10 protein-coding genes are annotated in these 12,208 nt (G+C 67.1%); 4 read left to right on the top strand and 6 right to left on the bottom strand.

The features are described from left to right. Nucleotides 1-13: 13 nt before the first annotated feature. Nucleotides 14-1,042 carry an amidohydrolase family protein gene (locus AC07OZ_RS13065; protein WP_495467537.1) on the bottom strand — a complete coding sequence of 343 codons (1,029 nt, stop codon included), beginning with the start codon at nt 1,040-1,042 and terminating at the stop codon, nt 14-16. 226 nt (nt 1,043-1,268) lie between these two features. Beyond that, nucleotides 1,269-2,174, bottom strand: coding sequence for a LysR family transcriptional regulator (locus AC07OZ_RS13060; RefSeq protein ID WP_495467536.1), 906 nt, complete (start codon nt 2,172-2,174; stop codon nt 1,269-1,271). A 155-nt stretch (nt 2,175-2,329) separates the two neighbouring features. On the opposite strand from AC07OZ_RS13060, the gene AC07OZ_RS13055 reads away from it, so the two are divergent. After that, nucleotides 2,330-3,478: a porin gene (locus AC07OZ_RS13055; RefSeq protein ID WP_495467535.1), complete on the top strand. Its 1,149-nt coding sequence runs from the start codon at nt 2,330-2,332 to the stop codon at nt 3,476-3,478. 9 nt (nt 3,479-3,487) lie between these two features. Here the strand turns inward: AC07OZ_RS13055 and AC07OZ_RS13050 are convergent, their stop codons facing one another. Further along, a complete protein-coding gene (locus AC07OZ_RS13050; RefSeq protein WP_495467534.1) occupies nt 3,488-4,882 on the bottom strand; it encodes an RtcB family protein in 1,395 nt (464 codons plus the stop codon). A 268-nt stretch (nt 4,883-5,150) separates the two neighbouring features. Between AC07OZ_RS13050 and AC07OZ_RS13045 the strand changes: the two genes are divergently transcribed. Continuing rightward, a complete protein-coding gene (locus AC07OZ_RS13045) occupies nt 5,151-6,329 on the top strand; it encodes a BaiN/RdsA family NAD(P)/FAD-dependent oxidoreductase (protein ID WP_495467533.1) in 1,179 nt (392 codons plus the stop codon). Nucleotides 6,330-6,351: 22 nt separating this feature from the next. Here AC07OZ_RS13045 and AC07OZ_RS13040 read toward each other — a convergent pair whose 3' ends face one another. Together AC07OZ_RS13040 and AC07OZ_RS13035 are read right to left on the bottom strand one after the other, a co-directional pair. Then, nucleotides 6,352-6,936, bottom strand: coding sequence for an RloB family protein (locus tag AC07OZ_RS13040; protein ID WP_495467532.1), 585 nt, complete (start codon nt 6,934-6,936; stop codon nt 6,352-6,354). Further along, nucleotides 6,933-8,312, bottom strand: a complete 1,380-nt coding sequence (locus AC07OZ_RS13035) for an AAA family ATPase (protein ID WP_495467531.1) — start codon at nt 8,310-8,312, stop codon at nt 6,933-6,935. The genes AC07OZ_RS13040 and AC07OZ_RS13035 overlap by 4 nt, the downstream gene beginning before the upstream one ends. A 219-nt stretch (nt 8,313-8,531) precedes the next feature. Here AC07OZ_RS13035 and AC07OZ_RS13030 point away from each other — a divergent pair, with 219 nt between their 5' ends. Next, a complete protein-coding gene (locus AC07OZ_RS13030; RefSeq protein WP_495467530.1) occupies nt 8,532-8,960 on the top strand; it encodes a hypothetical protein in 429 nt (142 codons plus the stop codon). A gap of 94 nt (nt 8,961-9,054) precedes the next feature. Continuing rightward, nucleotides 9,055-10,914, top strand: coding sequence for a DUF885 domain-containing protein (locus AC07OZ_RS13025; protein ID WP_495467529.1), 1,860 nt, complete (start codon nt 9,055-9,057; stop codon nt 10,912-10,914). A 78-nt stretch (nt 10,915-10,992) separates the two neighbouring features. Here the strand turns inward: AC07OZ_RS13025 and AC07OZ_RS13020 are convergent, their stop codons facing one another. Further along, a complete protein-coding gene (locus AC07OZ_RS13020; RefSeq protein ID WP_495467528.1) occupies nt 10,993-11,916 on the bottom strand; it encodes a LysR family transcriptional regulator in 924 nt (307 codons plus the stop codon). Nucleotides 11,917-12,208: the final 292 nt, after the last annotated feature.

Genomic DNA, 12,208 nt, shown 5'->3' with positions numbered 1-12,208 from the left:
CACCGGGCGTCGTTCACCGGCCTTGCGCCTTCAGCCGCGCATCGAGCCGCGAGAACACGCGCCGCGCATTGCCTTCGTAGACCAGGTGCCGCTCCTCGTCGCTGAGGTTCGGCGTGGCGGCGATGTAGCGCTTGGTGTCGTCGAAGTAATGGCCGGTCTCCGGATCGATGCCCCGCACCGCGCCGATCATCTCGGACGCGAAGAGCACGTTCTTCACCGGGATCACCTTCGTCAGCAGGTCGATGCCCGGCTGGTGATAGACGCAGGTGTCGAAGAAGATGTTGTTGAGCAGATGCTCGTCGAGCAGCGGCTTCTTGAGTTCCTGCGCCAGCCCGCGGAAGCGGCCCCAGTGGTAGGGCACCGCGCCGCCGCCGTGCGGGATCAGGAACTTCAGCGTCGGGAAATCCTTGAACAGGTCGCCGGTCAGGCACTGCATGAAGGCAGTCGTGTCCGCGTTCAGGTAGTGGGCGCCGGTCGTGTGGAAACACGCGTTGCAGCTGGTGCTGACGTGGACCATCGCGGGGATGTCCAGCTCGACCATCTTCTCGTAGAGCGGATACCAGTGACGGTCGGTCAGCGGCGGGCTCGTCCAATGGCCGCCGGACGGATCAGGGTTCAGGTTGATGCCGACGAAGCCGTAGTCCTTGACGCACTTCTCGAGCTCAGGGACGCAGCTCGCCGGATCGACGCCGGGGCTCTGCGGCAGCATCGCCGCGCCGACGAAGTGCTCGGGGAAGAGTTCGGCGACGCGCGCGCAGAGCTCGTTGCAGATGGCGGCCCAGGTGGCCGAGGTCTGGAAGTCGCCAATGTGATGCGCCATGAAGCTGGCGCGCGGGCTGAAGATGGTCAGATCGGAGCCGCGCTCCTTCATCTTCTTCAGCTGGTTGGTCTCTATCGACTCGCGCAGCTCGTCGTCGGAGATCTTCAGGTCGCTGGCCTTGGGTGCCCGCGACGGGTCCTTCAGGCCCGCGATCTGCAGGTCGCGCCAGGCGCCGAGCGCGGCGGGAGCAGTTGTGTAGTGACCGTGGACGTCGATGATCATGGGGCTCTCTGGTTCGAGGGGAACGACCGTGGCATGGCGCTGCCCTGCCGGGCCGACTGCGGTGCATTGTGGAGAGCCGCGCCTCGTCGTCCAAGTTATGGCCCGGACTAGCTGCTATTCAAATCCGGCATGGCGAGGGGACGAAGCTGAAGCGCCTCTTGCTCCCTCTCCCGCACGGCGGGAGAGGGTGGGGGTGAGGGCCAGCGGCGGTGGCAGTGCTCAAGCGTCAAGCGCGCCCGTGCGTGATGACGTACGCCGCCCGGTGCAGATGCGCCATGAAGTGCCGCACTGCCGGCTTCACCGCCGCGTCGTTGCGCGCCATGGCGCCGAGCGTCAGGCGCAGCGGCGCTTCCTTCACGGGCACCACCTGCAGGAACTGCGCCGCGAACGGATGCGCGGCGATCTGCCGCGGCAGCAGGCCGACGCAGTTGCCGCTGGCGATCACGGACAGCAGCCCCAGCGTTGAATTGACGACCGCCCCGGCGGGCGGCGGCGGCAGTCCGTTGTTCTCGAAGAGCGTGCGCGCCAGCCCCGTCGCTTCGGTCGCGCCGGTGTAGACCCAGCGCGCTTCGGCGAGATCGACCAGATGCTTCGATCGCGCCAACGCATTGCCCTTGCGCACCACGACGACCATGTCGATCGGCATCAGCGACTCGACGGTGCATTCACCGCGCGGCAGAGGCTCGGGCAAGGGACCGAGCGCGATGTCGACCTCGCCCTTGCGCACGCGCGTGAGCTGCGCGATGTAGAGCTCCTCCACGATGCGCAGCTGGATGTCGGGGAACTCGGCACCGAAGGTGCGCAGCGCCTCGGGCACCAGCAGCATCACCGCCAGCGGCACCGCGCCGATCGTCAGCGAGCCCGTCATGCGGCCGCTCAGTTGCTGGATCTGCTCCCGGGCGTGGGAGAGCTCGCGGTCCGCGGCCAGCGCGCGCTCGTACAGGACCATGCCCTGCGCCGTCGCCAGCACGCCGGTCGTCGAGCGCAGCAGCAGCGTCGTGGCGAGCTCGCGCTCGAGCTCCCGGACCATCTTCGTCAGCGCCGGCTGCGACACGCCGACGCGCCGCGCGGCCGATCGCAGGCTGCCTTCCTCCACCGCGGCGACGAGCGCCCGCAAGTTCGTGAGCTTCATGCGGGCGGATGATAGCCAGCGATAACGGGCAGTTATCGCCTCCCGGTCTGCGCCATCTATTCGCGTCTCGGCCCCCTGCCTAGAGTCGCGCCGGTTTCGCCTCGCTCCGTGTGTCGGGCGTGACCGGAACGACAAGAGCAACGAGGAGACAAGCGATGACGACAAGAACGATCGCCCGTGCGGCGAGAACGGCGTTGGCAACGGCAGCAGCCGCGTTGATGGCAGGTGCCCCCTGCGGGAGCGCGCAGGCGCAGACCGCGGGTAACGTGCAGATCTACGGACTGCTCGACGTGCCGGTCGAGTACCTGAACAACGTCGGCGCAGCCGGCGCGAGCCTGACCCGCATGCCGGGGCTGAGCGGCGGCTACGCGCCGTCGCGGCTGGGATTCCGGGGCACCGAGGATCTTGGCGACGGACTCAAGGCCGTGTTCACGCTGGAAATGGGCATAGGCGCCGACAGTGGCACGCTCAACCAGGGCGGCCGCGCATGGGGTCGCCAGGCCTACGTCGGATTGCAAGGCGGCTGGGGCACGATCAGCCTCGGGCGTCAGTACTCGATGCTGTTCTGGTCGCAGACCGACGCGGACATCCTCGGCCCGGCGATGTTCGGGTCCGGCTCCCTCGACAGCTACCTGCCGAATGCGCGCGTGGACAACGCGATCGCGTATCGCGGTCAGTTCAGCGGCTTCACCGTCGGCGCGACCTGGAGCCCCGGCCGCGATGCGGTCAACGCGGGACCGAGCCCGTCCGGCACCAACTGCGCGGGCGAGAACGCGGCCGACAAGAACGCCTGCCGGCAGTGGTCGGCGATGGTCAAGTACGACACGCCGGTGTGGGGCCTGGCCGCGGCGGTCGACGAGATCCGCGGCGGCGCCGGCGCCTTCGCGGGCCTGACCAGCAGCGCGATGAAGGACCGCCGCAGCACGGTGGCGGGCTGGTTCAAGACCGGGGACTGGAAGCTCGCGGCGGGCCTGATCGCGCGCCGCAACGACGCCAGCCTCGCCACACCCAAGAGCAATCTCTGGTACGCCGGCGCGACCTGGTCGCTGAACCCGAGCTGGGGACTCGACGCGCAGGTGTTCAAGCTCGACTACAAGAACAGCGCCAACGAGGCGACCCTGTGGGCCGTGCGCGGCACCTACTTCCTGTCCAAGCGCACGTCGGTCTACGCGACGGCGGGCCGCATCGACAACGACGGCACGCTTGCGCTGGGCGTCAGCAACGCGGCCGCGGCGGCGGGCAGCACGCCGTCGGCGGGCGGCTCGCAGACGGGGCTGGGCATGGGGATCCGGCACGCATTCTGACGAGTCGCCTCACGCCTTGAACGTCACCCACGGCCGCAGCTTCGCGACGCCTTCGATGAGTCCCGCGCTCGTCTGCGCATCGATGACGGGCCCGATCGGCTTGTAGGCCTCGGGCGCTTCCTCGATGCGTCGTTCCTCGCGCAGGGTCACGCATTGCCAGTCCGCGTCGCCGCGGTCGACGGTCTGCAGGCGCCGGGTCTCCTGACGGCGCATCCGGCGACCTGCGCCGTGGCTGCAGGACCAGAGCCAATCCGGATGGCCGAGTCCGCGCGCCACGTAGGAGCCATCACCCATCGAGCCCGGAATCAGCGCGAGCTGCCCCTCATGCGCCGGCGTCGATCCCTTGCGATGGATGTTGAGTCCGTGCTCGGTGAGCACGACGTTGTGCGGCACGTCCACGACCAGCCGCGAGTGGTCCGCACCGAACAGGTCCGCCAGTTCTCGCCGCACCATCTCCGCCAGCACGACGCGGTTGGCCCATGCGTAGCGGGCGGCGACGCCCATGGCTTCGAGGTACTCGCCAGCCAGCGGACCTTCGAGGGCGTAGAGCTTGCTCTCTGGGTGGCGCACGCCGACAGGCCACGCCTCGCGGGCGCGATCCATCCAGCGGGCGCCGACATGGAAGCCCATGTCGCGCGACCCGCTGTGGATCATGACGACGACATCGCCGGCGCGCAGCCCGTGTTCATGAGCAGCATGCCGGTCAAGGATGCGATCGACGACCTGCAGTTCGACGAAGTGGTTGCCGCCGCCCGGCGTGCCGAGGCAGGGATCACGGAAGCGCTCGCGCCCGTCGACGAACGCATGCGGCGCGTGGCGCGAGTTCCCGCCGAGCCGGTCGAGCCCGACGCAACGGTCGACCTCCGCCGCGAGCCGGTCTCGGTCGACGCCGGCCCACAGGCCTTCCGGTGCGAGGCGGTCGAGAAAGGCCAGCGGCCCCTCGTCGAACAGCGCCTTGAAGGCCTGCGTCGGCGTCGGGACGTTTCGGGCGTTCTCGAGCAACACCGCCTTCAGTCTCGCGATCAGCGCGGACTGGCGGGGCGCCGCCTGCGCGAGCGAGAGTCCGGTCGTCACCAGCCGCATGCCGCAGTTGATGTCGGTGCCGATGGCGGCCGGGATGACGACATCCATCGGCGTCGCGACCACGGCGCCTACCGGTGCGATCGAGCCCGGATGGAAGTCCGGCGTGGCGCACGCGGCGCAGACGGCGGCGTCGCCGCCGGGTGTCTTCACCGAGGCGAAGTCGAGGAGCTGCTTGACGGCCTTTTCCTCCAGCGGCAGCGATGCCGGCAGCAGGATGGTGGCTTGGGCGCTGTCGTTGCGGACGGTGTAGACGCCGTCCTCGAAACGCAGGTCGATGTGCGAGCGCGCGAAGGCGCGCTGAAGTCGAAGGGAGTGAGACATGATGCTGTGCTCTCCGGGGCCGGGAGGCGCCCGAGGCCTGGAACGACCAGGCGAAAAGGGACAGCCGCCGGCGCGAAGCCGCGGCTGAGGACCTTTTCTGCAGCAGCAGTCAGAAAAGAGGGCGCGAGTCTAGCCGCCGATGGCGATGCCCGCAAGACCTGGCCCGGGCGCATGCGTTAAAGTCCCGCGCCCATCGCCCGCAGCGTTCCGCTCGACGCGAAGCGGGTTCAAGCTGGCCATCAAGGGTCGAAGGGAAGCAGTTGTGGATGTGCAGGACACCGATGTCGTGATCATTGGCGCGGGCGCCGCGGGGCTGATGTGCGCCGCGCTCGCGGGCCAGCGCGGCCGCCGCGTGCTGCTCGTGGACCACGCCAACAAGGCGGGCAAGAAGATCCTGATGTCCGGCGGCGGCAACTGCAACTTCACCAACCTGTACACCGAGCCGGCCAACTTCCTGTCGGAGAACAAGCACTTCTGCAAGTCGGCGCTGGCGCGCTACACGCAGTGGGACTTCATTGCGCTGGTCAACAAGCATCAGATCCCGCACCACGAGAAGAAACTCGGCCAGCTGTTCTGCGACAACAAGTCCATCGACATCCTGCGCATGCTGCTCGCCGAGTGCGCCCAAGTCGGCGTGACGCCGATGCTCGACACCACCGTCGAGACGATCGAGAAGACCGAGGCGGGCTACACGCTCGCGACGACCGCGGGACCGATGCGCTGCCAGTCGCTGGTGATCGCCACCGGCGGGCTGTCGATCCCGACGATGGGCGCGACCGGTTTCGGCTACCAGGTCGCGAAGCAGTTCGGCCACACGCTGTTGCCGACGCGCGCCGGGCTGGTGCCGTTCACGATCACGGACCAGCTCAAGGACCTGTGCAACGAGCTCAGCGGGACCTCGGTCGACTGCCTCGTGAGCTGCAACGGCAAGAGCTTCCGCGAGAACATTCTGTTCACGCATCGCGGCCTGAGCGGGCCGGCGATCCTGCAGATCTCGTCGTACTGGCTGCCGGGCCAGGCGGTGGAGATCAACCTGCTGCCCGACCTCGACGTGCCGGGCTGGCTCGCGCAGCAGCGCAATGACCGCCCTAATGCCGAGCTCAAGACGCTGCTGGCGGAACTGTTCACGAAGAAGATGGCGACGTTGATCGGCGAGCAGTGGTTCGTGTCCAAGCCGATCAAGCAGTACGCGCATGCGGAACTCGAGCAGATCGCCGAGCGCCTGTCCGCGTGGCAGGTCGTGCCCGCGGGCACCGAGGGCTACCGCACGGCGGAGGTCACGCTGGGCGGCGTCGACACCAAGGAGGTGTCGTCCAAGACGATGGAATCGCTGAAGTCGCCGGGGCTGTACTTCATCGGCGAGGTGCTCGACGTCACCGGTCACCTGGGGGGCTTCAACTTCCAGTGGGCGTGGGCATCGGCGAATGCGGCGGCGCAATTCGTGTGAAGACCTGATCGACTCGCGCCGCTCAGTGCGCCGACATCGCAAGCTTGTTTAGCCGTTCCACCAGTTCGTGCACCGTCGTGTAAGGCACCCGTTTGGCAGGGCCGAGCCCGGGTCCATGTGACCTCGCCAGTGTCTTGGCATGTTTGATCGCCAACTCCTGGCGCTTGAGCAACTGGTCATACATGCCGGCCGAGTTCTTCTCATAACCGCCCAACAGTTTTTTCAGCTGCGTCACGTAGAGACTGCGGTGCACTGCGGTATCGAGATAATCGAAATGCAGCACGTACCAGAGTTCGAAACACTCATTCGAGAACGCCACCTTGAAGCCGCTCTTCGCCGCGAGCGTGAACGCAGCATCCACTGCAGCGTCCTTGAACGAATCCTTGTCGAAGACGCACCAGACCTCTTCATAGTCGCCGCCCTGGTTCAGATCCTCAGCCTTCTTGACTAGGGACAGCGTGTTCCGGCCCGTTCCACGAATCTCACACACCTGGCTCGAGACTCGAAAGCTGCGAAAGTAGTTTGGCTCGGTCTGTTCGCCTTCGCACACGATCAGGATCTTTTTCTGGATCGCGCGAGTCGACTCTCGCCTCGGCTTCAGATTCATGAGGCCCGTCCCTTTCGGGTCGCCGCCTTGGCCTTGCTCGGCAGCGCGCCGGTCGCCTGCTTGGCCAACTCCGACCTGATGAACGGGGTACCGCCGTATTCTCCGCCCAGATAACTCTTCTCGAAACTGGCGTCGTTGCGAACGCGGAACTCGATCAGCGAGGTCAACGACGATCGTCCCAAACCATCCCGTCCAGCGAACCAGATCTGGTCCCGACGAAGCTGCTCGCCGCTCAGGAGATTCGTGTCATGCGTGGCCGCAATCAACTGCGCCCCGCCCGGATTGCCAGTCCCGGAATTGAAGAGTTCAATGATCAGTTTGCTCAGATTGGTGTGCAGCCTGGACTCGAACTCATCGATCACCAACACCTTCGACTTCATGAGCGTGTCGACGAGCGGACCAGCCAGCGCCACGAGCTTCTTCGTGCCTTCAGATTCATTGGTCGCCAGGTCGAACGGCACCTCGCCAACGAACTCGCCGTCGTCGTTGAAACTCCTGTGGACAGTGACGACCTTGTAGGACGGTCGACGCTTCAGCGCCTTGAGCGCGGAGGTCAGCAGCGCCGTCCCAGACGACGCCGGCAACTCTTCGCCCGACTCGTTGGTCAAGGCGACGTTCTCGAAATCGATCCCGGGCAACTCCTCTCCCTGTTCGAAGCGCTCGATGCCTAGATCGAACGCCTTCAACAACGCCTGAATCCGTGCGTTGTAGTCGGGCTGATTCAGTCGCGCCGAGGTCCACGCCAAGGCCGCGCTGTGAGCAAGACCCGACACGAATCCCACACCCGAGAACCAGTCCTGGACCGCAATGGCCACCTCTCCATCGAAGTGCGCGCACACCGAAAGAAACAATGCGTTCTGTCGAGTTCGCCTTTCAAGTCCTTGGCCTTCTTTGAAGAGCCGATTCACCTTGATCTTGTCCTTGTCGCGCAAGAACAGCTCGACCTCCCCCGCATGGTCCCTCAGGGCCTTGCGGCTCAGACGCTCGCGTTGCACGCGCTCGCTGGTGACCGAGATCTCGTACTGGAACAGGTTGTCGTCCCGCACAAAGATGATCGAGAAGTCAGACGCGCCCGTCTCGGTTTCAGGATCAAGGAGAAAGGGCGTGACCTTGATCGTTTCGCCCGAGGTCGACTCCCGCGATGAGTCCAGGACCAGGCGCCTGAAGAACCCCAAGGCCTTGATCAGATTGCTCTTGCCACTGTTGTTAGCGCCGTAGACAACGGCAGCCTTCAGAAGACTCAGCTTGCCCCCGACGACATGAACAGCCCCGAGGTCAAGCAGCCTGTCCTTCGACTTGCGTTTCGATGCAAGCATCGACAGGGTTGCTTCATCCTTGAAGGACAGGAAGTTTCGAACCGAAAATTGGACAAGCATGCTGGGCGGATCCCCGAGGAATTGCGGCTTCTACAAAGGCAGATGTTAATCAATCAATGGGCATTTGAGAATTTTTCTCAAATTCACAGTCTATGTTGCATGAATTTCCCCGCCACCTCGCTCCCAACACTTTCCGCTTCACCTCTCCATCCAGATGGCACGCACGGCCTGTCACACAGCCTCGCGAAGATCTCCCGCTTTCACGCATCGAGGCTCGCCATGCGAACGATCGCCCTGTTGCTCGCTATCTGCGCGTTCTGCGCCACTTCAACGAACGCGCAAACGCCTGCCGCTGCAACACCCGGCACCTCGCTCAAGGCGACCGCCTGCGTCGAGACCGACCGCATGATGGACTGGCGCGAGATCACCTGCACCCTCCCCGCGGGCCCGGCGCCCAAGCGCTTCAGCTTCCGCGCGATGTTCACCGGCGGGCATGACGACACCTCGGCCAGCATCGCCCCGGAAGTGAACGGCCAGCCGTTCGCCTGCGGCGAGGGCAGCAAGCTCAGCCTGTTCGGCGAGGACGGCAACGTCAGCGTGCACTGCCAGTTCGACCGGTCAACGTTGCCTGCGGCGGGCGCCAAGCTCAAGGTCCTCATCAAGTGGAACCACGCCGAGTTCGCCGACTACGAGTTCAGCGGCGAGTGACCCCGTCCCGCCTATCCCGCTCGTCCGGGAGTGACGAATAGCCGGGTACCCTGCCTCCCGTTCCAATCGACGCCTCGTCGACCAGGGAGAGCACATGACGAAGACGACCCGATCCCCCCGCGCGCTGCCCATCAAGCGCCGGACCTTGCTCGCTGCCGGCATGGCCGGCTGGATGGCCGGCGCGCCGGTCTTCAACGCCGTCGCGGCGACCACGAGGGCCACCTACGGCGCCGCCGACTTCGACGCCTGGGCCGAGCGCGTCGCCGCCGAGCGCATGAAGAGCTTCCCCGAGCACGCGACCCGCATGCAGTACTTCGAGGGGCCGCTGCAGGACCGGCTCGACGGCCTCTGGGATGACCTCTCGCGAGCCTCGGCGCTCGCCGACGTGGCCCGCGACCGCCAGGCGCTGATTGAGCTCGCCCGCTTCCCGCGCGAGGCGCTCACGCCGACGCAGCGCACCTCCGCGGCGCTCATGACGTGGGCCATGCAGCAGGAGGTGGCCGAGGCGACGTTCCTCGATCACCACTACGTCTTCGAGCACATGGAAGGCGTGCACGTCGGCCCGATCACCTTCCTCGTTCAAGAGCACCCGATGCGCCACGCGCGCGACGTGCGCAGCTACCTGACGCGGATGGCGGGCCTGGCCGCGCTGATGGACCAGGGCATCGTCCGCGCCCGCGCGGCGCAGGCCAAGGGCGTGCTGATGCCGCGCTTCATCACCGCGACGACGATCGGCCAGATCGAGCAATTCGTGGCCGCGCCCCCGGCTGCCAATCCGCTGGTGATCTCGCTGACGGAACGCACGGCCGGCCTGTCCGACATGACCGAAGGGGCCCGCAAACGCGCCCGCGCGCAGGCCGAGGCCATCGTGGCGAAGTCGGTCGTCCCGGCGTGGAAACGCGGACTGGCGCTGATGCGCGCGCAGCTCCCGCTGACCACCGACGACGCCGGCGTCTGGCGCCTGCCCGACGGCGACCGGTTCTACGCCGCGCGGCTGCGCGCCAACACGACGACCGAGCTCACGCCGGCCGAGATCCACGCGATCGGCCTGAAGCAGGTCGCCCGCATCGAAGCCGAGATGGACGGCCTGCTGCGCCAGCTCGGCTACGCGGACGGCACGATCGAACAGCGCTTCCGCAAGATGGACGCCGATCGCCAGCCCACGGGCGCCGCGCCGCAGGGCCAGCTGCTGGACCGCTACACCGCCTACCTGCGCGATGCGGAGGCGCGCGCCCGCCTGATCTTCGACGTGATGCCGAAGGCCCCCGTCGAGGTGCGCCGCGAGCCGGCGCTGACCGAGCCCACCGCCTCCGCGCACTACACGACGCCCGCGCCGGACGGCTCGCAGCCGGGCGTTTTCTGGGCGCCGCTCGCGGGGCCGACCTATGAGATCGCGGACATGCGCACGCTGGTCCACCACGAGGCGATCCCGGGCCACCACTTCCAGCTCGCGATCCAGATGGAGGCGAAGGACCTGCCCTACTTCCGCCGCCGCGCCGCGTTCATGGCGGGCTCGGCCTACGTGGAAGGCTGGGCGCTCTACTCGGAGCAGCTGGCCGTCGAGAACGGCTGGTATGACGGCGATCCGGTGGGGCACCTCGGCCAGTTGTACGGCGCGTTGTTCCGCGCGCGCCGCCTGGTCGTCGACACCGGTCTGCACGCGATGAAGTGGACCCGCCAGCAGGCCATCGACTACGGCATCACGCCGCAGGAAGTCGACCGCTACGTCACCTGGCCGGGCCAGGCCTGCGCGTACATGCTGGGTCGGCTGCGCATCGAGGCGCTGCGCGAGAAGGCCCGCCAACAGCTGGGCGACCGCTTCGAGATCAAGCAGTTCCACAACGTCGTGCTGCTGACCGGCGACGTGCCGTTGACGGTGCTCGAGGAAGTGGTCGATGCGTGGGTCGACAACCGCCGCGGCGCAGGTGCGGGTTCGGCCACCGCAGCGCCCTGAGGGCGTCGGTGGCGCCGGAGTTGCTGAGGGGTCACGTCTTGAGCACGCCCAGGACGCGCCCGCCTCAGCGGTGCCGTCTCATGCCCGCCCCGACGTCATCGGGGCGTGGCGAGCCATCAGTTCCTCGATCCAGTCCATGAACACGCGCAGCTTCGCGCTGACGTGCCGGTTGGGCGGATAGGCGAGGAACATCGGCATCGGATCCATCGTCCAATCGGTGAGCAGCGGCACGAGCTCGCCGCGCGCCGCATGCGGATCGGCCATGTAGCGCGGCAGCCAGAGCACGCCCATCCCGGCGAGCCCCGCCGCCAGATAGGCGTTGCCATCGTCGGCGGCCACCACGTAGCGGCCGCGCACCTCGACGGCCTCGTCCCCGCGTCGCATCTCGATGGACATCACCGTGCCCTTGCTGGCGCGCAGGAAGCCGACGATGCGATGGTGGGGTTCTTCGATGTCGCGCGGATGAGCAGGCGTCCCCGCGGCCTCCAGATAACCCGGCGACGCGAAGACGCCCAGCTGCAGATCCCCGACCCGCCGCGCGATCAGCGACGGCACGGTGACCTCGCCGCCACGCAGCACGGCATCGACGTTGTCGCCGATCACGTCGACGATGCGGTCGCTGACGCCCATGTCGAGCTGGATCTCCGGATGCCGCGCGTGGAAGTCCGGCAGCGCCGGCATCAGCACCATGCGCGCGAACGGGCTCGGCACGTCGACGCGCAGCCGCCCTCGCGGCGAGCTCGTCGCATCCGACAGCGCCGTGTCCGCGTCATCGAGCTCGGCGAGCACACGCACGACGCGCTCGTAATACGCGGCACCGTCGGGCGTGACCCGGACCTGCCGCGTCGTCCGATGCAGCAGCTTCACGCGCAACCGCGCCTCCAACTGCTGCACCAGCTGCGTCACGGTGGTCTTGCTCATGTGCAGCGTCTGGGCCGCCTTGGTGAAGCTGCCCGCCTCCACCACACGGGCGAAAGCCTGCAGCGCGTCGAATCGGTCCATGTCGCCGGATGGTCTGGAATTGCCGGACAGTCATTGTGCGGCTTGCCGGCAACGGGCCGGAAGCGAGCGGGAGGGGTGGCACTTGCCTTGCTCCCTTCGAAGGGGAACCATCGGCGGCCGGCCGGCTCGCCCTCGAAAGGAGACCTCCATGACCACCCATTCCGCCCGCGTGATCTCCGAGACGATCGATGTCGACGCCGACTCGGTCTACGACTTCGCCTGCGCTCCGGAACGCCTGCCGCTGTGGGCCTCCGGGCTCGCGACGGGGATCAGGCAGGAGGCCGACGGCTGG

It is taken from the genome of Roseateles sp. GW821-FHT09G03 (assembly GCF_059416045.1).
The sequence above is the reverse complement of the archived record's forward strand: the minus strand, read 5'-3'. Positions and strand labels throughout refer to the sequence as shown.